The sequence below is a fragment of the Arthrobacter sp. C9C5 genome (assembly GCF_013359735.1).
In the GTDB taxonomy this organism is placed as follows: domain Bacteria; phylum Actinomycetota; class Actinomycetes; order Actinomycetales; family Micrococcaceae; genus Arthrobacter.
Map to the genome: position 1 here is coordinate 1 of NZ_JABFMX010000006.1, position 23,645 is coordinate 23,645.

At 67.3% G+C, this 23,645-nt stretch carries 12 protein-coding genes; 6 read left to right on the forward strand and 6 right to left on the reverse strand.

The features are described 5' to 3' along the window. Positions 1-348: 348 nt before the first annotated feature. The gene (locus HNO80_RS05985) at positions 349-834 is read left to right on the forward strand and encodes an SRPBCC domain-containing protein (RefSeq protein WP_175321934.1); all 486 of its coding nucleotides are present in this window, start codon (positions 349-351) and stop codon (positions 832-834) included. 89 nt (positions 835-923) lie between these two features. Here the strand turns inward: HNO80_RS05985 and HNO80_RS05990 are convergent, their stop codons facing one another. From HNO80_RS05990 to HNO80_RS06005, 4 genes are all read right to left on the reverse strand, one after another. Further along, positions 924-2,903, reverse strand: a complete 1,980-nt coding sequence (locus HNO80_RS05990) for a serine/threonine-protein kinase (protein ID WP_175321935.1) — start codon at positions 2,901-2,903, stop codon at positions 924-926. 77 nt (positions 2,904-2,980) lie between these two features. Further along, complete coding sequence (locus HNO80_RS05995; RefSeq protein WP_175321936.1) at positions 2,981-7,297, reverse strand: type VII secretion EssC family protein; 4,317 nt, start codon at positions 7,295-7,297, stop codon at positions 2,981-2,983. Positions 7,298-7,360: 63 nt separating this feature from the next. Then, the gene (locus HNO80_RS06000) at positions 7,361-8,704 is read right to left on the reverse strand and encodes a type 1 periplasmic-binding domain-containing protein (RefSeq protein WP_175321937.1); all 1,344 of its coding nucleotides are present in this window, start codon (positions 8,702-8,704) and stop codon (positions 7,361-7,363) included. Then, entirely contained in the window at positions 8,701-11,559 is a 2,859-nt protein-coding gene (locus HNO80_RS06005) for a hypothetical protein (protein ID WP_175321938.1), read from the reverse strand. Before HNO80_RS06005 ends, HNO80_RS06000 begins: the two co-directional genes overlap by 4 nt. Before the next feature lie 255 nt (positions 11,560-11,814). On the opposite strand from HNO80_RS06005, the gene HNO80_RS06010 reads away from it, so the two are divergent. From HNO80_RS06010 to HNO80_RS06030, 5 genes are all read left to right on the forward strand, one after another. Next, positions 11,815-12,096 carry a pyrophosphorylase gene (locus tag HNO80_RS06010; protein WP_175321939.1) on the forward strand — a complete coding sequence of 94 codons (282 nt, stop codon included), beginning with the start codon at positions 11,815-11,817 and terminating at the stop codon, positions 12,094-12,096. 296 nt (positions 12,097-12,392) lie between these two features. Next, entirely contained in the window at positions 12,393-18,011 is a 5,619-nt protein-coding gene (locus HNO80_RS06015) for a DUF6531 domain-containing protein (RefSeq protein ID WP_175321940.1), read from the forward strand. Further along, positions 18,005-18,433, forward strand: coding sequence for a hypothetical protein (locus HNO80_RS06020; protein ID WP_175321941.1), 429 nt, complete (start codon positions 18,005-18,007; stop codon positions 18,431-18,433). Before HNO80_RS06015 ends, HNO80_RS06020 begins: the two co-directional genes overlap by 7 nt. 244 nt (positions 18,434-18,677) lie before the next feature. Then, positions 18,678-19,466, forward strand: coding sequence for a hypothetical protein (locus tag HNO80_RS06025; RefSeq protein WP_175321942.1), 789 nt, complete (start codon positions 18,678-18,680; stop codon positions 19,464-19,466). A gap of 854 nt (positions 19,467-20,320) precedes the next feature. Continuing rightward, positions 20,321-20,626, forward strand: coding sequence for a hypothetical protein (locus HNO80_RS06030; protein WP_175321943.1), 306 nt, complete (start codon positions 20,321-20,323; stop codon positions 20,624-20,626). A gap of 60 nt (positions 20,627-20,686) precedes the next feature. Here the strand turns inward: HNO80_RS06030 and HNO80_RS06035 are convergent, their stop codons facing one another. Together HNO80_RS06035 and HNO80_RS06040 are read right to left on the reverse strand one after the other, a co-directional pair. Further along, on the reverse strand, positions 20,687-21,721 hold the full coding sequence (locus HNO80_RS06035) for a LacI family DNA-binding transcriptional regulator (RefSeq protein ID WP_175321944.1): 1,035 nt from the start codon (positions 21,719-21,721) through the stop codon (positions 20,687-20,689). Positions 21,722-21,723: 2 nt separating this feature from the next. Next, a complete protein-coding gene (locus HNO80_RS06040; RefSeq protein WP_175321945.1) occupies positions 21,724-23,469 on the reverse strand; it encodes a glycoside hydrolase family 13 protein in 1,746 nt (581 codons plus the stop codon). Positions 23,470-23,645: the final 176 nt, after the last annotated feature.

The window sequence follows — 23,645 nt, forward strand, 5'->3', positions numbered from 1 at the left end:
AGCGCCGATGGTACTGCACCCGGGAGGGTGTGGGAGAGTAGGTCACCGCCGGACATACATTAGGTCGAGAGCCTCCAACCACCAGGTTGGAGGCTCTCCCCCTTTAACCCCCAAACCACCCGCCACGTACCCTCCCTCAGCAGCGGCCCGCGCACCGCCGATCCTCCCGCAGCACCGGCAGGGACGTCACCAACGCTCCCGCGCAACCTGCGCCTATAGCGGGAATCCTCCCGCGCAACCCGCGCCACACGCGCACCGCATTAGGGCCGTCGGAATCGGTCAGAGGTGAGGGAGCATCAGGTAGGGGCGGGAATACCTGGCGTGCGGCCCCTTGTAGAGTTGATGACCATGGACAATCTCTTCAGTCACCCCGCAGCCGCCCCGGAGCCCGGCGGGGAGGACGCCCTGGAACCGGTGGTGTGTACTGTCGTCGTCCCGGGCGCCGTCGCGAGGGCCTTTATGGGCTTTACCGAGCACACGCACCTCTGGTGGCCGCTCGAGGGTCACAGTGTCTACGGGCAGGGCTCCTACGTGGAGTTCGAAGAGAACCTCATTCTTGAGACCGCAGACGACGGCCGGACCGCCATCTGGGGGTCCATCGATGACTGGCAGCCACCACTGTCCTTCCACGCAAGTTGGCACCCGGGATCCCAAGCCCTGTGGTCCACTGAACTGAGGGTTGCTTTCCGTGCGGTGGAGGATGGCACTGAGGTCCGCGTCGTCCACGGGGGATGGGAAGGGGCTAAGGAGCCGGCAACCACCCGCGCCGAGTATGCGGCCGGTTGGCCGGACGTGCTCGATCGCTTTGTGCGGTTCATGGGTGGGCCAGCGTAGTCGTCGGCCCTGGCTTATGTCCGGGCGCGCCCAGGGAGTAAGTCGGCTGTCGGCCGGTGAACGCGACCCGACCCGTCCGGCTAAAGAGCCTACGAGTTCTCGCGGGACGTGATTGCGAAGCTCGGGGACTGAAGCTCGGTGAAATTCCCGACACTGGCGCGCACCGTGCACTGAGGTGTGATTTGAAGGGCCGTTACGGTGAGCCCGGAGCTGTCGACTGCCAGGGCCCCGCCGCAGCCGTCGGAGAATCTCAGACCCTTTTCGCCGTCGGACACGGAATCCAGCATCTGCGACGGTTTCCCCGAAGCGGGGCTGACGTACAGCGGGTTCAGCTCATCGGCGCCGCTGGCCCACACCGGCACCAACGTGATCCGGAGCGGGCTCGGCGTGACGACCCGCGTAGGAGTGTGCACTTCGACCCCCGTCAGGCGCTGGACCGGATAGGAGGTGCCCTTGACGGCCGGGTCCTGAGTCGCGGCCGTTGTCGCCTCCGAACCGGCACGCAGCCATGCGTCGAACGACTTCTGGTCCCCGGGCGAGACAGGCACTGTGGCGGTCACCTCGGCTCGTCCTCCCGCCGGGATCTTCAACCCGGAAAGCCGCCAGCCGCACTCGACGTCGAGACCGGTCAGCGAGGCCTGGTTCCGGCTCACCGAGGCACCGCTCCAAGTGACCGCCGGGCACGCTTCGCCGGCGACCAGACCCGGGACTATCTCAAGGAACTCACCCGACAGTGGCGCCTTCTGCGCGGAGTAGGTAATGGTCAGGCGGACCTGACCGGAAGACGGCTCGTAGCTTGCGGCCCGCGAGATTGTCAGGCCGGTCGGCAGGGCTGTGCCCTGAAGTTGCGTGCTCAGCTGGGCGCCGGCGCCGCCGTTGGCCTGTGGCTGGTCCGCGGGGGCAAGCACCGCGAAGCCTCCCACCATGGCCACCAGCAGGAGCGCTGCGGAACCGGCAAGAATCATTGCCTTCCGGGTCCGCCAGAACGGAACGGTGTCCGTGCCGTCTTCAGACCTGACGTCCGGTGTCGTTGGGACTTCGCGGCGCGGAATGGAACGGACGATCGTTGCGCTGCCCGCCTCGCCCAGCTCCGGGGCGTCCTGGCCGGCGTCCGCTGCCGGTGCCGCGGCGAAGGCCTCGAGCTCCGAATCCGAGAAGGCGCCGCGGACAACAGTGGCGGGGCGTTCGACGTCGGTGAAGTCCTCCGGCGCCTCGGAGCGGGCCATGGCTTCTGCACCGTCTACTGAGGGGAGGAGTCGCCGAAGGGTAGCGGCGGCCTCGCGCGCCGTCGGGCGTTGGTCGGGTTCCTTCGAGAGTAATGCGTCCAGTATCTGCCAGAGCGGGTCTGCCACCGGAATCCGAGGCGGGCGAGACGACACATGGCGGTAGGCGACGCTGAAGTCTGTCCCGGGTCCAGCGAAGGGGGTCCGCCCGGCGAGGAGTTCGTAGAGCAGCACGCCGGTGGAGTACACATCGCCTGGCGGGCCTGAGCGGCCTTGGCTGATAAGTTCGGGCGGCATGTACTGCGGTGTGCCGATCAAGCCTGTGGTCTGTCGGATCCTCTCGCCCACCACGTCGGCTATGCCGAAGTCCGAGACCCGCACGTCTCCCGGACCCCACTCGGCCCAGGGGCGGGCGAGGAGCACGTTGTCCGGCTTGATATCCCGGTGGGTGACGCCGCGGGAGTGTGCCAAGGCCAGCGCATCGTAAACCTCGGCCGCCACCGTGAGCGCGTCCGCCGGGCGCAGGGGGCCGGTCGCCTGCACCACGTCCCGGAGCGAGCCGCCGGCTACATAGTCCATCACGATGGCCAAGCGGGAGCCTTCCACCACCATGTCCCGGACCGTGACGATGTGAGAGTCCTGCAGCCCGAGGAGCACGGACCGCTCCCGGACGAAGCGTTCCACGAGCGAGGGATCGTCGGCGTGCTCGGGACGCAGGACCTTGGCGGCAAAGGTCGCGCCGTCAGCCGAAGTGACCGTCCAGACTTCGCCGACGGCACCCGAGCCCACCCGATCGCCGAATCGGTAGGACGCTCCCAGCGCCTGACCCGTCTGTGCGAATTGCATTCCGTATTCTCCAACGCTGTCGATCTGGTTCCCGCTCCGGGCGGCTGGTTCATGTTCACGGGCTGCCGCCCGCCGGGTCAATCCCCGGTGCTGATGGACTGGATCAGGGACATCTGGCCGCCCACCCCCAGATAGCCGCGCCCGGCGGTCATGGCAACGGGGGACCGCCGCGGGAGCGTCGCACCCAGCAGTTCGCCGTCGTAATTCACGTCCGGCTGCAGAAGGACGCCCAGCCGGGACTTGCGGACCGTCTTGGTCCAGTGGCTGTAGAGCCCGCGCAGGTCTGCTGCCCGTCCGGCGGCGATGACGCACAGGCCTGGCTGCCCGGATGACACAATGCCCGCGATGGATTGATCAGCGTCCTCGAAGCGCTCGGCGTCGTCAATCAGCAGGAATACCGCGCCCCGCTCCAGCCGGAGCGAGGCCACCAGCGCGGGTACCTCGTCAGCGCCCACAGCGACCCGGTCGAAGTCCGAAGAAGCCAGCGGCGAGCGGCGGTCACAGATGGCCCACACCTGCGCCGGGCCACGAGCTGTGGCGGCGCCGCGGACGGCTGCCGCAATGGCGAGCAGGAGGGTGGACTTACCCGAACGGGCGGGCCCGGCGACCAAAGCATGCTCACCCTCGTAGATCTCGAGGAACGCCGGGGAGAGGTCCGCCTCCTGCATCCCCACCGGGACGTGCCACGGCTCGGCATCCAGGCGGGGTTCCACGCCCAGCTCCGGCAACGTGACGCTGGCGGGCAGACGCCGGATGGCCTGCGACTTAGCCGGCGCATCGGCCCAGCGGTGCCGTACGAGTTCCACTGCGGCCTCGACGCCGATGCCCGGAGTCGCCACGTGCATCTGCAGCGAGGTGCGCGGATCCACGCAGCGGCCGGGAAGCGGAGCGGGGATTTCCTTGCCGCGGACACCCAGCGAGGAGTAGTCGTAGGCGTCCGCCAGCCGGAAGAGCCACCTCTGCAGCGTCACCTCGTTCATGGCCGAGGGCACCGCCTTGGCGCGTGTGGTGGTGACCGCGAAGGACAGCCCCAACGCCGGACCGTCCGCATAGGCGCGGAACAACAGCGCCAGCAGCTGCTGGCCCTCAAAGTCCTGGAACTCATCGCGCAGCGAGGCCAGCCCGTCCACCAGCAGCACGGCGCGGCGGTGCCGGCCCGGATTCGCGCGGCGGCTCTCCAACTCGGTACTCAGGTGCCGCAGGAAGCGGGCCTGCTGTTCCTTGGCGCCGGCGCCGGTTCCCACATAAGCCGCCGTGTGCGGCAGCGCAGCCAGCGGTTCCAATTCGCGGGAGCCCATGTCGAGGATCATCAGGTCCAGCTCGGACGGATCGATGTCCTTCGCGAGGGTCAGTGCGATCGATGCAAGCGCCGTGCTTGTGCCGGAGCCGGCCACGCCCATGAGCATCAGGTTCCCGACGGATAGGTCCCACCCAGCCGCGGACTGGCGCTGCAGTTCCGGTTCGTCCACGACGGCCACCAGAACCGAGGAGCCTTGGACGGCACCCGCCTTCGGCAAAGCAGGGAGTTCACGTTGCAGGGGTGAATCGGCCGGTGCTTCGCGGTGGGCGGCGTCCGTTGGCGCCAGGAACCCGTCCAGCTCTACCCGTTCGCCCAAGGCCTCGGGCCAGACCTGCCGTGGCGGGGCGTAGCCTGCCTCGGCATTGGCCACGACAATCGCATCGATGAGCAGGTCCAGGTCGTTCCCGTCCGCTGCCGCAGCACGCGGCCTAGGGGCGGGCGCCGGGACGCCGAACTGGCGTATCTCCCGCACGTCCACGGCTGGCCCGCCGCCGAGCTGCGCCTGCCCGGTCACGAGGGCAGTCTGCACCGGAGTGATCTCGTCCTGGCCCAGTTTCACGAAGGCGCGGCCCATCTGGGCCCGGCCAATCGCCGACGCGGCGGGTACACCGATGACATTGGTGGAATCGTCGCGGCTTTGCACGCGCAAGGCCACCCGGAGGTTCGTATTCGCGAGGATGTCGTCACTGACGACTCCCGCCGGGCGCTGTGTTGCCAGGATCATGTGCACCCCCAAGGTCCGGCCGACGGCGCCTACGCTCACGAGTGCCTTGAGCACGTCCGGAAAGTCCTTGGCCAGCATGGCAAACTCGTCGATCACCAGCAGCAGCCTCGGCATGGGCTCAGCCGGGTTCGTCGCCAGGTAGGCGTCCAGGTTGTCGATGCCCTCGCCGGCTGCGGCGAAGATCCGCTGGCGCCGCTCCATCTCCGCCTCCAGCGCACGGAGGGCCCGGTCCGCGAGCTGTTCGTCCAGGTTGGAAATAGTGCCGATCGTGTGCGGCAGGCGTTCGCAGGCCTTGAAGGCGGCGCCGCCCTTGAAGTCGACGAGGATGAAGTTCAACCGGGTCGGATCGTTGCGTGCCGCGAGGCCGGCCACGAGCGAGCGGAGGAATTCGGACTTGCCGGAACCGGTGGTGCCGCCGACCAGGCCGTGCGGTCCATCCTTGACCAGGTCCAAGGTCAGGGTGCCGGCCTCGCCGGTGCCGATCGGCGTGGACACGCCGGTGGGGGACTGCCACAGGCGACGGATTGTGGCCGGATCGGGGAGGTCGAAGCCAAGGAGTCCGGGCAGCCGCACCAGCGAGGGCAGCGAGGCGCCGGGAACGCTCAGCTCCGGATCCTCGAAATGTGCAACCCGCATGGCGCAGCGCAGGGCCGCCTCCTGGTCCAGGCCGGCCAGAATGACGTCCTCAACGCGGGTCAGGTCCTCGGGCTGGTAGACCGTGGCTGCAGCGTCCGTACCCACCGTGATGATCGACGTACAGGCTGCCGGCAACTGCTCCTCGGAGGTTGCAATGACGATGCCGGCCACCCGGGACGGGCGCTGCTGCGCACTGGTGTGGACCCCGGGCGTCGAGCGGCCCGTCCCGAGCAGCGCGCGGGCCGGTGCGTCCCGGCCCTCCGTGAGCACCTCGGAATCCAGCACAACCAGCAGCGCGGGTGTGGGGAGCTCCTGCACGTCGTCTTTGAGCGCACGCAATATGGCAACGCTGGTCTCACGGTGCGCCGACATCCAGCGCTCGCCGGTACTGCTGCCGGCCTGGCGGGTGTGCGGCAGCCACGAGGCCCACTCCCACTCGTCGGCGCGCCCTGCGTCGCAGAATACCCCGACGGTCAGATCCGCGGGACCCACGTGCACTGCGGCCTGGGTCAGGAGGGATCGCGCAAGCGCCAGAGCCCCCTCCCTCGGGCCCACAATGCCCACCACCCCGGCGTCGGTCAGGTCCACAAGCACAGGGGCAGCCTGCAGCCGCGCTGCGGCAAGCGAGTCCTTTACCTTCTCGTCCAGTCGGGCGCCGGCCGCTCGGTCCACCTCAGGCTGCCAGGGGACATCACCTGTGCCGGCGTGCAGGGCCAGAAAGTCATCCGCGTCCGCGCGGCGCTGCCACAAGGATGTGGCAGGCAAAGCCGGGCGTCGTGCAACCGTCGCCGGATCCGGGATCATGCGATGCCGACGGGCGGTCTCCGCCGCGGCAGCGGCACGGACCTGCTGTTCGAACTCCTCGAGTGCGCCGGCGAAGCGTTCGTCTTCTTCTTTGAGCCCGCGGGCATGTCGGCGCTTTTGCTCGAACCACATGCCGACGGCCATAACGGGGCTCAGCAGGGCGAACATCGCGAAGCGCAGGTCCCGCAGGATCAGGACCATCGCCGCCGCCATCACCAGGGGCGCCACCACCGAAATGTAGCTGAACTTGCTGGCCGGCGGGACTTCCTTCCGGCTCGGCGGAACGAGAGGCTCGCCCGCCGGGGCCCGTCCGGGGCGGGGTGGCCGGTTGAAGGGTGCGGTCCCCGCCGGTGTGAGGTTGTGCAAGCTGCCGGGCGCCGGAGCCGGCGTCTCCTCCAGGGACCGGCGCAAAAGAAGCACCGTGCCGCCGGCCGTGATCGTGGCGGTTTCGGTGACCACAACCCCGTCCTCGCCAACTTGCTGGCCGTTGACGAGGGTGCCGTTGGTGGAGCCGCTATCAATTACCCGCACCCCGTCTTCCTCGCGGCGCAGGCGGCAGTGGTCCCAGGACGCGCTCTCGGTGGGAAGGCTCAAATCGGCGTGCGGCGATCGGCCGATGAGCATCTCACGGCCTTGCGGCATGTCGACCACGGCGCCGGCTTGCTCGCCGCCGGCGAACGTCAGGCTCCAGCCGCGCACCCTCTCCGGGGTCTGCCAGGGCGCCCGCGAGACCCGGCTGCCTTCCAAGATGATCAGCTCGGAGAAAGGCGTCGATCCACGCACCTCGGCCTCGTTGAGGAACACTGTCTCCTCAGGGGCCAGCCGCGGGCCGCCCGCGGCCGCCACGAAGTCCGCCAGTGTGGTAGCCGGCGCGGCCTGAGCCACTTCGCACTCAAAACGGCGTTCGTCCAGGTCGATCAGCACACGCACCGCGGCGCTCCTTCTGTGGTGAGATGGTGACCCGTTCGCCCGTAGTGGGCGGGGGCAGCGTGGTTAGGGATTCGCCGGCGTCGGCACCCAGACGAGCCGAGGAGCATCCTCATTCTGCGGGCGGAGCCCCAGATCCTGCTGGGACGCGTAGACCGGGATGGCTTCCGCCGTGAGCGCAGTGGGGCGGGAGAAGTCCAGGGCCGGACCCGCAAGGCCGTCAGCAGGGCCGAACGCCATGGTGCGAAGTGCCGCTCCGACCTTGGCGGGGTCGCCGCTTCGGGCCGATGCGGCCGCTCGGACGAAAGCCACGATGGCGTCGTGGCTGCGTGCATCCGCGGCCCAGGCGTCGACGGAGAACGGGGCGTCGTTAGTCAAGTTCATGACCTCCGGGTCCACGGACGCCAGCCGCACGGCGGACAGGAACGCGGACATTCCGCGCCCCTGGGCGTCCTGCTGGAGAGCGGTGGCGTCTCCTCCGGCCGAGGCTATGCTGACCAGCTGCCCGGAAGCGGCGCCGTCGAGTTCGGCGAGCGTCGAAGCGAAAGCCGGGGCTGTGGCGCCGTCGGGCATGATCACGGGTACGGACACGTCGCGCGCCTGCAGGGCCTGGACCAGCCGGGCTAACCGCTGCGGGGTGGCGGCTGAGACCACCACGGCGTCCGCGGGGTTGGCTACCTTTATGGATGCCGTGCCCGCGGGGGCATCTTTCGTCGGCGGGCGCAGCTGGTCACCGGTCCGGACGGCGGCTTCCTGGGCCAGATCGCGCACCTCGTTGAAGTCGGCGAGGTTCAGGGTCTGCGAGATCCCGACGGAGGTGTGGCTCCCGCCGCCGTCGTTGACCAGCAACACCCTCTTCTTGCCGCTCAGCGCCGCTCGAAGGGCGGCTTGCACGGACGAGCCGGAGGGGCCCGTCGTCCAGGTGGCCTGACCGGGATTCGACGGTTCGGCGTAGGGAAGGATCACCGGCAGGCCAATATCCTCGGCGGTCTTGGCCGCAGCCCGGGCCTGGGAACCCGTGGTCGCGACGATAATCCCGGAGACTCCCTGTTTGGCGAGGGTCTGCACGGCGGCGCGCGCGCCGCCGTCCGTGCCTTGGTCGTTCTGGGCGGAGAGGGCGACGTCAGCGCCTCCCCGGGAAAAGCGCTGTGCGGCGACGACAGTGCCCTGTGCCGCCTGGTTGTACGCGGAACCCGGTTCGCCGGACCGGCCCAGCGTGAGGACGACGCCGAGGGAGAAGTCCTTCGGCAGGCCCTCCGCCTTCAGCGCCACGGGGACCGTCGCGGCTACCGGATCCGGCCGCGGTGCGTCACTGGTCCGGCTCAGAGTGATGATGACGGCGAGCGACGCCATAAGGACGACGGCGGCACCGGCAGCGAGCAGGGTTGTGAGCCGGGCACGGGGGCTCATGCTTCGCCGCCGATCTTCAAGGTGTACAGGGTTTGCGCCGTGGCGCCGGCTGGTACCGCGAGATGGAACGGCGGCAGTTCGTCGACCGCGGCGAGTGAGGCTTTGAACTGCGCTTGGCGCAGCAGCAGCCCCGCCACATCCCGAGAGCGGATATTGGCGTAGCCCTCAGCGTTCTGCGATGCCAGTGCCAGCTGATAATCAGCGGTGTCGGCTTTGGCGGCGCTTGTCGCCATGGAGCCCAGCAGGCCGGAGCCGTTCACCGAGCGATCGCCGAGATCAAGCATTACTTTGTTCAGGCTGGAGGACAGGAGGGCCCTGGCGCCCTCGACGTCGCGGGTGGATCCGGAGGTACTGGTGGCGATGGTCGCAAGCGAGGTCCGCGTGCTCTTGTCCAGGGACGCGGCCAGCGCGTCGCTCTGCTGGTGCAGTTCGTCCCGTTGCCGGTTCACGGTGCCCTTAGCGTCCTCTACCACTTCGTCCGAGGTGGCCTTCAACCCGGAGATAGAGCGGTTGAAGGCCGCGACTACGGACTCGGAACCGGCGTCACCGATTTCGGCGACCTGGCGCACCTGGTCGTCCACGGCCTTGTAGACCTCCGCGGCGGTGTCGGCGGAGACTTCGCTGAGGGACTTCTTGATCTTGTCGCCGAGGCCGTCCTGCTGCTCCTTCAACTTCCCGAGCGTCGAACCGACCCTGCCGGAGGACTCGATCGCTCCGCCAAGCGCGGTGTCGAGGGCATCGAGTTCGCGCTTGGTGCTGTCGACGTCTCCGGTCGCAGCGCCGTCGAGCGCCTTCGTCGCCGTCGTGATCGCGTCCAATTTGGCGTCGAGGTCGTCGACCCTCGTGCCCAGAGTGGTTAGTGCCCGGCCGATCACCGCGTCGGGGGCACTGGTGTCGGTGGCGGCCAGAACTGTGTCCCAGGCCGCCGACTGGGCCACCAGCCGGTCGCCCAGCGGGTCTTTGAACCCCAGCGGCGGCCTGAGTCCCGGCACCGGGAGTCCGTTTTCGTCTGTGGCCTCGCACGGAACGGACGTCAGGTAGGAACGCAGTTGCTTCGCCTGCTCGGCGGAGAGCCGGCCCGCACTGGGGGAGCTGCCGTCGGCCACTTTGCACAGCTCATCGGCAAGCCGCTGGGTTTGCTGCGTCATGGAGCCGTTCAGCAGCGAGCCGTCGCCGACCTCGCTCCGCGCGGTCTGGGCGGTCTTCTTGATGTCGGCCAGCTTTTGCCGGAGGCCGTCGATACTACTGCTGACCGCAGCAGCCGCGTCACGGGTGGCAGCGACGGACGCCTTGGCGGACTTTATCGCCTCGTTCACGTTGGCGAGCGCACTCTTGTAGTCCTCGGTGGTCTCGGCGCCGTCGAGCACAGCAGCGAAATCGGCGCGCACCTTCGCCAGAGTCGCGGCGGAGGCGGCTTGATCCTTGATCGCGCCCTCGACCAGTTGCGGCTGCAGCTCCGCCACTAGCTCGTCTCCCTTCTTGACCAGACCCAGCAACGCGCCGGTGACGGTCACAGCGGAACCGTAGAGCGAGCAAGTCATCGAGGCCTGTTCGGCGCAGTCTTTGGCCGTGGGATTCTCGGGGCCCATGGTGGCTTCGATCGCGCCTGCCACGGTATCGCGGCAGCCGGCGCTCACCTTCGCGTAGGCGTCGAGCTGCGAAGCCATGGTCTGGATGCTGGAGAAGACCGTGGCCGACTTGCCCGACTTGGCCACCTCGGCCGTGCAGCCGTCGCCGCTGATGGGGGCCGTCGCGGGCACCGTCGTCGTGTCGCCCAGCATCGCATCCACGGTCGACACGGTCAGCTTCAGCTGGGATGCCGTTGAGGACTGCGTCGACTTCGTTGCGGCCTCCAGATCGGCGCCGAGGGTCTTCAGCTGTCCCCTCAGGTCCACCATGGTGGAGCCCAGCGCCTTCGAGTTATCGCGCAGCTCGCCAGCGGTCTTCACGCCCAAGGTCTGGGAGGTCGCCTGCAGGTTCCGCCGGACATCGGTGATCGTGGAACCGGCCTTGGTCAGCACCGTGTTGACGTCGGAGACCAGCGAGATTGTGCGTCGTTGCAGCTCCATCTCTGATCCGGCGCCGGAGGAGAACGCGTCGGCGAGGACGCCGTCGGCGCTGAGGTCGGTGTTGAGGCCGGGCTGGACCGCTACGTCGAATGCGGGGACCTGGAAGTCTTTGACGTCAGCGACCAGGCGCAGCGTGGTGCTCGCACCGGACCGCGGCGGGGCCAGGACGGTGGCCCACTGCACCACGGTGGCGCCGTCCTCGGCGCTGCTGAGGACGCCGTTGGTACCGGTCTTGCCATCCGCAGAGCCGGCGGTGACGTCGTCGGCCCGGACCCCGGCAAGTTTGGTTGCTGCCGCGATGGTCAGCGGTGCGCCCACCAGAGCAGTGTCGGAACGGGACTGGCCCGCCGCGTCGTATTTGATGACCTGCGGCTTGACCGTGAGGTTTTCCAACGTCAGGTCGATCTCGACCGGCCCTGAATGCCCCTTGAGGTCGGTGAGGTCGGAGCCGGACTTGTCACCGGCGCGGTACTGCAGGCTCACCCGGACCGGGAGATCCCCCACCGCCTGGGCGGCGTCGTACTTGGTGTACGCAGAGGAGGATTCGCCGGCCGCGGACACGGAAATGGTGGTGTCCTCGATCGTCTGGACACCAGCCGCAGGGGACAGGCCTACGCGCACGCTCTGAAGGAGCTTGACCGGGTCGGACACCGCTGCGGACTCGGGGGCCTTGGTGCACGACGTCGTCGCGACCAGCCCCACGGCGAGAATGACGGTGCCCAGCGCGCGGCCCGTGGCCGTGCGTCGGTTCCCTTTGGGCGGGTGAAGAAACGTTGGTACGGGCATGATCGTCCCCCTAATGCGTTCATGGTGCCTTGAGAAGGATATACGGGGTTGCTCCTGCAAATTGACTAACTACGGTTTTGAGTTCCTCGACGCCGCGCTGCAGTCAGGGGTCGTGTCCCAGAATTGACACTATCGGCCGGCCGTGTTTCTTCTTTTGTTGGATTTATTGCGGAGTCTTGGTAGCGTCAGCGTGGTCTGGGCCTCGGCCAGCATGTGGCCGGCGGCGAATGGTTGTCTTTTGGGGAGGAACTTCTTATGTCGCGTGTGTTGTCTACTGAGCAAGCGAAGGCTGCGATCGCGCAGGTGCAGTCGATCATCAATGGTGGTTTCACTGATCAGATATCTGCGCTGGATTCGCAGGGCAAGGTCTTGTCGGATCCGAATGTCTGGGATGGTCCGCTGGCGGCGGAGTTCCGGGGTTCGACGTGGCCGGAGACAAAGGCTGCCCTGGATAAGGCCAAGGACGAGCTGGAGCAGCTGCGGGGACAGCTGCAGAAGATCTCCCAGGATATTTTCTCAGCCGGCGGCGGTGCCTGAGCCGGTTTTTCGCGGGTGAGGGCCGGGTAGCCACGCCGTTCGGGTGAACGGGTGGTTGCCCGGCCTTTGCGCGGCCTTGCATTCTTTGCCGGTTCGGGTCCGCTCCGTGCCCGGCTTATGCCTCTTTCCGGGCTGTTTCCGCCGCTGGTGATCATTCCCGGGCGGGTGCCTATCTGTGTAGCGGCTTTTCATATTCCAGTTTTGTTCAGTGGGGGGCTTTGGCTGTGACCGATTTCGTTGAGGTGCCGTTGTTGCCGGCTTCGGATGCAACTGACGGGGGGCGGTTCAGTTATGCAGTGGCGGACTCCGTCAGGGCGGGGTTCGAGTCGGCGGCGTCACGGCTTGAGGAGCATTCCGGGTCGCGGGCATCCTTTGTTGCCTCGGCGAAGGAGGACTTCAAAGGACACTTTTCGGAAGTCTTCGAGACCAACGCTGCCACGGCGAGGAGCGACGCGGACGCGTTGGCGGCGGCATTGCGGACGGTGGCCGGCTACGTTGGCCAGATGATCGGGGCCGCGCACGAGGAGGACGCCCGGCGGCGTAAGAACAATGAGTGGGTTCGTCGGCACAATGACCGCAACCTGCTTGAGCAGGCCGGTGACTGGATCTTCGGTGAGGGAGAGCGGCCGAACGCCCAGCCGGGCAAGGCTCCGACATTCGCCCCGGCTGCGGCCGCCACCGGATCCCGGGATACCCCGCCGCCCGGCGGCGGGTACGGCGGCGGGACGTCCTCTGCGCGTCCGGCGAACCTTCGGTCCTTCGCGGCGAACTCCCGTGGCCTGGACGAGGGGGTGTCCTCGGCTCCTGGCACTTTGGAGGGGCAGCTTTCCTCGTTCGCCTCCAACTGCTACTGGGGGCGCATCGAGGCGTCGGGCGTTGTCAGGGCTTACCGGGAGTACCTGAGAGCCAACGAAAACGACGCGAAGTGGGCGGTGACCATCGCGGATGCCTTTGCTGCCGCCGGCGGGGAGGGCAGCGTCTCGACGCTCTCGGACGCGGCGGTGAATGAGGCTCTGGTGGCCGCAGGGGTGAGTGCGAACCGGTCCGGGTTGGTGATTGATCCGCCGCTGGCGGCTGGCGCCATGCCGACCAGCGGGTATGCAAACGACCCGGTCAATACCGCCACAGGAAACTTCATCGAGCCGGAAACGGACCTGGGTTTCACCGGGGCCGCCTCCACGTTGGTGCTGACGCGGATGTACAACTCGCTGGCGTCGGGACTGGAGACGACGGGGGTATTCGGCCGGGGATGGGCCTCCGTCCTTGATCAACACCTTGCTCTTTCGGACGAGGGCTGCCGGTGGGTGCTGGCCGACGGCCGCGCGGTGGACTTCCCCCGCGAGGGCTCCGGGTGGGCCAGGGCGGTGGGGGAGAACTACTGGCTCACCCGCCAGCGGGCCACCGCCGCCGTATTTGCTGAGTTGAGCTCCCTGCCTGACGGCACGGCCGAGCTCTTGGTGGTCCGGGACAACCAGGGCGCATGGTGGGCCTACAGCCTCGCCGGGGTGTGGCTCGGCGCCGGGGCGGGGCCGGGGCGGACGGTGTCCGTCCGCCGGGAAGGGCTGGCCGACGTCGCATCCGGTGCCAGCGCCGGCCCGGTGACCAGGCTCGAACACACACGGGGCCGTTTCCTCGACGTCGAGTTCGTGGACGGGCGGGTTGCCGTGGTGCGGGCCTCGGACGGGCGCCGGGTCGAGTACGGCTACGACGGCGGCGGCCGGTTGACTAGCGTGGCGACGGAGCTGGGGGCGCGCACCTACCGGTGGAACGAACAGGGCCTGATCGAGGCGGTCTATTCCGCCGCGGGGGTTCTGGAAGCGGAGAACACCTACGACGAGCACGGCAGGGTCACCCTGCAGCTAACCCAGCACGGACGCCGGACCCGGTTTGCGTATCTGCCGGGCCGCGTCACCGTGGTCTCGGATGAGAACGGTACCCGCTCCAACTCGTGGATCGCCGATGCCAAGGGGCGGCTGGTCGGTGTGCTCGACTCCCACGACCAGCGGCAGTCGATGGCCTACGACGGCCACGGCAACCTGGTCGCCTTCACCGAGCGCGACGGGGCGGTGACGGTGCACGCCTACGACGCGCGGGGCCGGAAGACCCGGACCGTGACCCCGGAGGGCGCAGACCTCACCTACGGTTGGGACGAACAGGACCGCATCACCACCCTGGTGACGGAGTCCGGGTCGGTCGTGGCGTACGAGTACGCCGATGAGGTGTCGCGGGACCCCTCGGTCATCCGGGACCCGCTGGGCGGGCGCACCGAGCTCCAATGGCGCGAGGGGCAGCTGACCCGGGTCGTGGACCCGGCGGGCGTCGCGGTGGAGTTCGAATATAACGGCTTCGGGGATCTGGTTGCGACCCGGAACGCGGCCGGGGACGTCGCGAGGATCGTCCGCGACCGGGCCGGCCGCCCCGTTGCGGCGATCAGCCCGTCCGGGGCGAAAACCCGCTTCTGCTACGACGTCGCGGGGCTGCTCGTGCGGCGTGAGGACCCCGACGGCGCCGTCTGGGCCTTCGAACACGACTCCGCGGGGCGGACGACGGCGTTCATCGCTCCGGACGGGGGACGGACCGAACTCGAATACGCCGCAAACGGTGAACTGGTCCGCACGGTAGATCCGTTGGGCCGCAGCATCGAGCGGGTTTTCGATGAGCTCGGCAATGTCACGGCTGCGGTGCTGCCGGACGGCGCCCGCTGGGGCTTCGCCCATGACTCGCTGTCCAGGCTGGTCGGGATCACGGACCCCGCCGGCTACGACTGGGTGCGCGAGTACGACAAGGTCGGCGCCCTGACCGCAGTCGTCGACCCGACCGGTGTCCGCACGGACACCACCACAGACCGCAAGGCCGGAACGGCCACCCTGACGGACGCGTTCGCCTCCTCGACCTACAGCTTCGACGAGTACGGGCGGCCCACGCGGGTCCAGGGTGCGGACGGCTCCGCGGACCTGGTCACCTATGACGCGGCTGGGAACCCGGTGGAACTCCTCGACGGCGAAGGCGGCCTGACGGCTCTGGGCCGGGACATGGCCGGGAAAATCACCTCGGTCACCTCGCCCGCCGGCGCGGTAACTGCATACGAGTACGACGCGTGCGGCCGGCCCTGGCGGACCACGGACCCGCTCGGCGCGGTCACGGAACTGGCGTACGACGCCGACCAGCGGGTTATTGCCCGGACGCTGCCCACCGGCGAGGTCGAAACTTTCGAATACGACGCCTGTGGCCGGCTGCTGGCCCGCCGCGCTCCCGGCCAGGGTCCCTCGCGGTACGGCTACGACAAGGCCGGGCGGCTGAGCTTTTCCCAAGACACCTGGTACGGGACCCGCCGGTTTAAATACAACGTTGCCGGGGAGCTCACCGAGACGGTCAACGGCGTCGGCGGCAGGACCCGGTTCGAGTACGACGTCCGCGGGCGCCTGGTCCGGATCACCGACCCGAACGGCGGGGTGACCACCCGGACCTACACGGAAACGGACCAAGTGGCTGCGGTGACCGACCCGCTCGGCCGGGTGAGCACCGCGACGTATGACCCGGCCGGGCGCCAGCTGTCCCAGACCGATCCGGACGGGCGCACCACCACCTGGACGTACGACGCCGCCGGGCGGGAGGCCACGACCTCGGTGGACGGGCAGCTCCTGGCCTCCGTCAGCCGGGACTTGCTCCGACGCCGCGTGGTCATCACCGACCACACCCGCGGTGACGGGCTGGCAGTGGAGCACGAACTCGGCTTTGACCGGTGCGGGCGGCTGACCTCCCGCACCCGCGGCGGCCAGGGAATGTCGTGGGAGTACGACGCCGATGGGAACCGTGCCGCCTTTACCGACGCGCACGGGACGACCACCCGCTACACCCGCGACGCCGCCGGACGGGTTACCGCCGTGAGGAACGCGCTGCTGGGCGAAGCGGTCTTCACCCACGACGCGTCAGGGCGGCTTACCGCGGCCATCGCCGGGGAGTTGGTGCAGGAATGGCTCTACCGCAACGGTGCTTTGGCCGAACACAGCCGCACGGACCGCACGGATCAGGGCTCGGCTGATGTGACGTTGATCGGACGCGACGGGGACGGCCGGATCACCGGCCTGACCCGCGCCGGTGCCGTGACCCGGTACAGGTATGACGGGGCCGGGCAAATGGTCGCGGCCGCCACGACGCGGGACGGCTCTCCGGACGTTGCTGTGTCGGGATGGGAGTACGACGCCGGCGGGCGCCTCCTGCGCGAAACTTTCCCTGGTGGGTCTCGGGCGTATCAGTACGACTTAGCCGGGCAGTTGTTGTCCGTGACCGAACCCGACGGGTCCTGGACGGAGTACATCCACGACGGTCTGGGCAGGCGCACCCGGCAGATCCGCCCGGACGGGTCCTGGACCGAATACGCCTGGGGCCAGACCGGGCAGCTGAAGGGCATGGCCGACCGGTACCCCGACGGGGGGCAGCTTTCCCGGTATGAGCTGTGGGTGGACGCGCTGGGCGAACTCGCCGCCGTGGATGGTTCGGAGCTGTGGTGGGACACCGCCAACCCGATTCCCACCCTGGCCGGCATCGGCGGCGGGCAGATCCTTTCGTTGCCCGGCGGCGTGACCGGGATCGGCGACGCCTGGACCGCGCCGGGCTGGCGTGCTGCCCGCCCGACAGACCAGACCGACCCTTGGGCCGTCATCGGCGCGGCAGCGGCCAGCACGCCGGAACCCGGTGCCGCCGGTCTGGGTGCCGTCTCAGCGCTGGCCGGCGCTCTGCCTGCCGGGATCACCCTCACCGGCAATGGCGGCCTGGACATCGCGGGCCTGGAATGGCTCGGCGCCCGCGCCTACGACCCGGCCACGCGTGGGTTCCTCTCCACCGACCCCCTCACCCCCGTCCTCGGGGCGGGGTGGGACGGCAACCCCTACGCCTACGCCGGCAACAACCCCCTCAACACCACCGACCCCACCGGCCTGCGGCCCCTGACCGATGACGAACTCAAGGCCTACGACGGATCCAACCGCGGAGCGTTCGCCGCGGCAGGGGACTGGTGGAAGAACAACTGGGAGTACGTCGCTGCCGGGGCAGCGATCGTGGCCGGTGTTGCGTTGATGTGCACCGGGGTGGGTGGCCCGGTAGGGCTGGTTCTGATGGGTGCAGCATCTGGGGCGTTGGTCAGTGCAGGTGCGTCAATTGGGATGCAGAAGGCCTCGACGGGAGAGGTCGACTGGGGGCACGTAGGCCGCGATGCGCTTATTGGTGGGGCTGCTGGTGCTGTTGGCGGTGGCGCGGCCTTTGCGGCTAGGGCGTTAGCTTCGTCGGCGCCGGTTGGTAACGTGGCGGCTGCTTTCGGCGCTAGTAGGGTCGGTACCGCAATAGCGAACGCCGGTTCACGGGTCGGATCTGCCGTGACGTCGGGGATTTCTCGCGTCAGCGCCGGGGCGGGGAGCTATGTGTCGAGATTGCCGGTGCAACATATGGTCAGGTCTGCAGTCACCAACGGAATATCCGGCAGTGCGGGGAACACCGGAATGTACTTTGTGACGAATCCTCAAAAAAAGTGGTCACCGGAGGGCATCGTCGGAGCAGCTGTAAACGGTTTCGCCAGCGGAGCCTTGGGCTCGCAGGGCGGGCATCTCGCCAGCCCTCTGAGCGGCCGTCTTTCAAGGTTGACCGAATTGGGTGTCGCGTCGGGAGGCGCGCTGACTGGAGGCGCCTTGGACCACGCAATTACGGGGAAAGACTACGGTGTGGCCGAAATAATCTTCGACGGCTCGGCCGGCGCGGCCACCGCCCGCTTCCCGGGGGCTTCCGACCTAAGCCCGAATCCTGGATGGATGACCCATTCCTTCGCTGCGTACGGGGGAGCGCATGTTGGGGCTATTGTTGAAAGCGTGAAATCTGTTAGCGGCCAACTTTTTGAGACAGGTACAGGGGTGGCGCCATGGTAACCGACGGTGTGAAATCTGACGCAGGAAGCGATCCGCCGCGGCGCGAATTCACCGAGGAGGAATTGCTCCTGGGAAAAAAGGCGTCGAAATTCATGGACACTCTTTGTGTGATTGCCGTTGTGGCATGTGTAGGCATTGCAATTTTCGTCTTTACGAATGTTCCATGGAACACCCGGATGCCTTATGAGGGAAAGTACAACCGAAGCGGGAGCGGGATCCCGATGCAGATTGCGATGGTTCCCTGTCTGCTGGTTCTTATCAGTCTGTGGCGCTCAGGTCGAAAGCCGGATGCGCATCATATGGGTAAGGGTGGGCGTGTCGGCGTGTACGTCTTCGGAACGGCGATGATCTTGGCATGCGTTGTCGGCCAGGCGGTCATGGGCCAGGCGATTCTGGCTAATGGGGGATTCTTCGGCGACTAGTCTTCGCTATCGGTGCCTTCGGCGCAGTGGCTTCTGGACTCGCGAGATTTATCTAGTCTGCTGCCATAGGTGGAGGCTTAGCCCATCTGCCTGGCGGTCCTTCCTGGTCGAGTACTTTGTCTCAGGTGGCGTGAACTAATGTCCGGACTTCGACGTGGCATGAAGGGAACAGCGCTGAGGCGATCGGCGAATATTGGGGCCTCGGTCGAAGGCGGTCTCGATTGCATAAAAGTTCCAATTATGGGTGACTGAGGATACGGAAAATATGCAAAACTCGTCGTCGTTTTTTACTTTCCTCCGGGCCGCGTGGGTTCTCTGGGTTGCGGGACTGGTTTTTGCGGCGGGGATATTTGTTTCCACTGTTTCGTTGACCGGAGGGGCACATGCTTGGGAGATCGGCATACTGCTCGCGGCCGGGATACTGGCGGGCGGCCTAATCCGGGGTCTCATTCCGGCTCGTTGGACGACGATAGTACTTGTGCTTGTTGTTGCGTTGGGGGTTTCTTTCTTTCGCACCGACGAACCGTGGTCCAGACTCTGGCCTGTGCTAGTCCCTGCGAGTGCAATTGGTGTGATGATCGGTAATGTGATCCGCCACGGAATTCTTGACAGTCATCGGAAAATCATCCGTGATGTCTGGATCGTTAATGGTGTTGAGATGCCGTCGACTGATGGGGCGAAGACTACGTCTCTGGCATCGCTTGCATCTTGGGACAGTGCGGCGGCGGGACGTTTCGTCGTGGAGCGCAATGAGGGATTGTTCGAGGCTGTCGGAAACCCATCGACGGGCTTCCTCGTGCATTGCGCAGCAAGATTCCAAGACGAGAGCGAGTGGCGGATGCTCGGTTCGGCTGGCGGCACGCAGGAAACCGAGATTCGAATACCGTCAGGCACAGCGTTTGTCCCCATCGATGCTGTGGTGGATCTCGACAGTGCAAGTAGGGCCTTACGCGGCTTTTTCCATTACCGGGGCCCCGACCCGGAGCTCGCCTGGACCTCGGGAGATGCCGTGCTTGACCTAAAATTCGGCTAGGTATGAGTATGGGTCGGCGCGTTTTAAGCTGGCCGGTGGTGTTGGCGTCCGACTGGTATGTCATGGGAACGCTAAGGATATTGTGTAACCGCAGCGCTCGTCGACGGCCGGGCGGCCGGCGCCGGTTTCAACCGGAGCGGAAACGGAATTCCTATGCAGGTCGCAGTGCTCCCCTGCCTGGTAGTTCTCTTCGGATTCTGGCGTGGAGGAAGAAAGCCTGATGCGCATCATATGCGGAAGGGCTCGCGTATCGGGCTATTTATCCTGGGGCCCGGAATCGTTTTTGCCGCTGTTGTTGGACAGTGGTTAATGGCGCAATCAATTCTAGTTGCGGGCGGGTATCTTCCCGGTCAGTTTGGATAGAGCCCTCACAGAAGGGGTGAGGGCGGGTTTTATATCCGCACCATTCGTCAATGATCTGGGCTTTGTTGAGTCGGCGCTGGATGATTTTTCAGGAATCCAGGCTCTGTGCCTCTTGGACCGCTTTGGGTGACGGGCTACCACGCTGAAGCCACGCGGCTGTCCACGCGCTAAGCACCCGGTAGCGGCCTCTGGGCAGTTATCCAAATCCACCACCCTTCGAGCCGGGCCGCGTCAGCGCTCTGTCTTGATGCCAGCCGCACCGCATCCCAGAAGGCGGTTTCCCAGGAAACACCGAGCTGACTGGCGGCTTGGCCTGGAGGGAAGCCTGCCTCGCTGGACACGGGTTCGCGTGCAGTTTCCCTCGGGCACTGTCGTACACAAAGGCGGAGTTGCAAACCAAGGAGGCCTATACATGGGTGGAACAGACCAAATCGTAATTGCGCAGCCATGGACCTCTCCGACGTGAGCGTCGAAGAGTCATGGAGCCTCAAATGACGTCAGGCTTGGAACACATTCCTGCAGAACTGGCGGCGCTTCTTGGACGCTACTCCTACGAATCGGAAGCAAGATTTTTTGAAGGGATTGTATCGGCTGTACGTGAGACCAAGAACCTTCCCGAGGCGCAGAAGGATATAGCCAGGGAAATCTTGTCTGCTTACCGCGGAATGGGCAGCTCGAACGACTCGGTAATCATGGTTGATGGAAAAGTTGATAGCCAGGTGAATGGGCATCTCCACAAGCTACTGCGGGAACTCAAGACCGTCGCCATCGATGTTGCCACGGGAAGCGCTGGCTGATGGGGCCCAGGGAATGAAGATCCGCTAGGAGCGCTTGCCGGGCAGGACCTGTTGGGTCGGCTATCCCCTTAGGGGCACGGCGTCGACCGGCGGCACGGCCGTGCTGGAGCGGATCACGAACTTGGTCGGATACTCGGTGTCTGCAGCCGCCGTCTCCGCGCCGCCTTCCAGCCCGGCGAGCAGGCGCCGGACCGCAAGGGCTCCCTGGCCCCGGGGATCCTGGTCGATGGTGGTCAGGCCGAAGAGCTCGCCAAGTTCGTGGCCGTCAATCCCGATGACCGACAGATCCTGGGGTACGCGCAGCCCGAAGTCGCGGGCGGCGAGGATGGTGCCGATCGCCATTTCATCCGAGGCCGCGAAGACCGCCGTCGGACGCTCCATCGAACTGCCGAGTAGTTGCCGGGCGCTGGCATACGCGCCCTGGATGGTGAAGTCCGCGGACACCAGCCAATCCGGACGGACCGTCAGCCCGGCGTCGCGCATGGCTTTGGTGAAGCCGCCCTGCCGGGTTCCGGGCAGCCGGAAGTCCTTCTCGTACGCGGCGTCGCCGGTCATGTGCGCGATCCTGCTGTGGCCAAGCTGGATGAGGTGCCGGGCCGCCGCCTCGGCGATGCCCGAGTCGTTGATCCGGATCGTCGAGGCGCCCGGAAGGGGACCGCCAATCCCGACGATCGGGCGGTGGATGGCGAGAAGTTGCTGGATCTCGGCCTCGCTGAGCTCCAGGGACACCGCAATGACCGCGTCCACGCGCTTGCGCAGCAGGAAGTCGTTGAGCACGCTGTGCCGGCGCTCCTCGCCCTCGCTGACGTTGTACAGCGTGAGGTCGTAGCCGGCGTCGAGCAGGGTCGCGGAGACGCCCTCCACCACCGAGGAGAAGAACCAGCGGTGCACGGACGGAACCACGACGCCGACGTTGTGGTTCCGCCCGGACGCCAGGCTGGAGGCGTGGTAGGACAGCACGAAGCCAAGTTCCGTGGCGGCGGCTTGGGCCCGTTCGCGGCTCTGGGCCGAGACATTGCCCTTGCCGCTCAAGGCGCGCGAAACGGTGGCGATGGAGAGGCCGGCCCGTTCCGCGACGTCCTTGATGCCGGGCATTTTCAGCTCTCCGTGTCCTCGATGTAGATTTCCAGCCAAACAGTTTCACCTGAGCTTAACCGATGGGCGTCTTCACCCTGTTCCGCGGACACGAAGCTGCGCAGCAGCACCTGGCCGGCGGGCAGTTCGAGCGGCTCCGGCCCGACGTTCAGCAGCACCGCGGTGGTGCCGTTGAGGTAGGCCAGGGAGGTGTCCGTGCACCAGTTCTCAAGCCAGGTGAGCGAGCCCTGGCCGAGGCTGAGCTCGCGCCGGAGCGCCAGCATCCGCCTGTACAGGTTCAGGTGCGACGACGGCGACGCGGCCTGCGCGTCCCGGGCCAGGCCGGCGAAGCTCGCCGGCTGCGGCAGCCATGGATCCGCTCCGGCGCCGAAGCCCGCGTGGGGCTCGCCGGAACGCCACGGCAGCGGAACCCGGCAACCGTCCCGGCCCAGACGCTCGCCGCCGGTCCGCCCGAAGGTGGGGTCCTGGCGCTGGCTGTCCGGAATGTCGATTCCGTCGGGGAGGCCGAGTTCCTCGCCCTGGTAGAGGTACGCGCCGCCGGGCAGGCCCAGCATGAACATGGAGGCCGCCGCGGCCCGGGAGCGTCCGAGTGCCTCGTCCGGCTGCACGTCGGCGGGGCCGATGCCGTCGCCGTCGCGGGGCGCCGGTCCGTTGTAGCCGAAGCGGGTGGCGTGCCGGACGACGTCGTGGTTGGACAGCACCCAGGTGCTCGGCGCGCCGACGGCGTCCAGCGCGGTCAGTGACTCCGTAATGACGTGGCGCATCCGGTGCACGTCCAGGCCGGCGTGTAGGTAGGGAAAGTTGAAGGCCTGGTGCATCTCGTCCGGGCGGACCCAGTCGGCCAGCCGGGGCAGCGGGTCCACGTTGGCTTCCGCGCAGAGGATGCGGTCGGGGCCGTATTCGGCCAGGATCCGGCGCCAGGTCCGGTAGATGTCATGCAGCGCCGGCTGGCCGAACATCGGGGCTTCGTGTCCGGGGAAGCCGTGCGAGCTGTTGCCGTCGGCGCGGCCGCCCCATTCGGGCAGGCCCGGTGCCTTGACCAGGGCGTGGGCGACGTCGACGCGGAAGCCGGAGACGCCGCGGTCCAGCCAGAAGCGCAGGACGCGTTCGAATTCGGCGTGGACGGCGTCGTTGTCCCAGTTGAAGTCGGGCTGGGAGGTGTCGAAAAGGTGCAGGTACCACTGGCCGGGGGTGCCGTCGGGTTCGGTGATCCGGGTCCAGGCCGGTCCGCCGAAGTGCGACTGCCAATTGTTCGGGGGCTGCTCGCCGGAATCGCCGCGGCCGTCCCGGAAGATGAACATGTCCCGCTCCGGGCTGCCCGCGGGGGCTGCCAGCGCCGCCTGGAAAGCGGCGTGCTGGTCCGAGCAGTGGTTGGGCACCAGATCCACGATCAGCCGTAGCCCGAGGCGGTTGGCCTCGGCCATCATGGCGTCGAAATCGGCCAGGGTCCCGAACAGGGGATCGACGTCGCAGTAGTCGCTGACGTCGTAGCCGGCGTCGCGCTGCGGGGAGCGGTAGAACGGCGAGAGCCAGACCGCGTCGATCTCCAACTCGGCGAGCTGGGGGAGTTCGGCGGTGATGCCGGCCAGATCGCCGACGCCGTCACCGTTCAGGTCCCGGAACGAGCGCGGGTACACCTGGTAGATCACGGCGGAACGCCACCAGCCGGGGGTGTCATCTGCGGCGTGCACCAGGGTCAGCGGGCCGGCCAGTGCGGCGGGGGCTGTGAGTACTGAATCAACGGACATGCCGGTAATCGTAAGTCCCCAACGTCGAAATTGAAAACGCTTCCAGCCGAGAAATCTTTTTGGGCTGCTCGGAGAGCCTGCGGTGGATCCGCGGCATGGACCCACCTGTTCCGCGCCACTAGGCCTCCTGACGGTGCCTCGCGGCCTCCCGCCCTGGTCACCGCCCCGCGACACGC

Excerpts from the sequence above, each read along its gene's own strand:
- HNO80_RS06010 (WP_175321939.1), top strand. The coding sequence starts at position 11,815 with ATGTCGCGTGTGTTGTCTACTGAGCAAGCGAAGGCTGCGATCGCGCAG.
- HNO80_RS06040 (WP_175321945.1), bottom strand. The coding sequence starts at position 23,469 with ATGTCCGTTGATTCAGTACTCACAGCCCCCGCCGCACTGGCCGGCCCG.
- HNO80_RS06020 (WP_175321941.1), top strand. The coding sequence starts at position 18,005 with ATGGTAACCGACGGTGTGAAATCTGACGCAGGAAGCGATCCGCCGCGG.
- HNO80_RS05985 (WP_175321934.1), top strand. The coding sequence starts at position 349 with ATGGACAATCTCTTCAGTCACCCCGCAGCCGCCCCGGAGCCCGGCGGG.
- HNO80_RS06000 (WP_175321937.1), bottom strand. The coding sequence starts at position 8,704 with ATGAGCCCCCGTGCCCGGCTCACAACCCTGCTCGCTGCCGGTGCCGCC.
- HNO80_RS05990 (WP_175321935.1), bottom strand. The coding sequence starts at position 2,903 with ATGCAATTCGCACAGACGGGTCAGGCGCTGGGAGCGTCCTACCGATTC.
- HNO80_RS06005 (WP_175321938.1), bottom strand. The coding sequence starts at position 11,559 with ATGCCCGTACCAACGTTTCTTCACCCGCCCAAAGGGAACCGACGCACG.
- HNO80_RS06030 (WP_175321943.1), top strand. The coding sequence starts at position 20,321 with ATGACGTCAGGCTTGGAACACATTCCTGCAGAACTGGCGGCGCTTCTT.
- HNO80_RS06035 (WP_175321944.1), bottom strand. The coding sequence starts at position 21,721 with ATGCCCGGCATCAAGGACGTCGCGGAACGGGCCGGCCTCTCCATCGCC.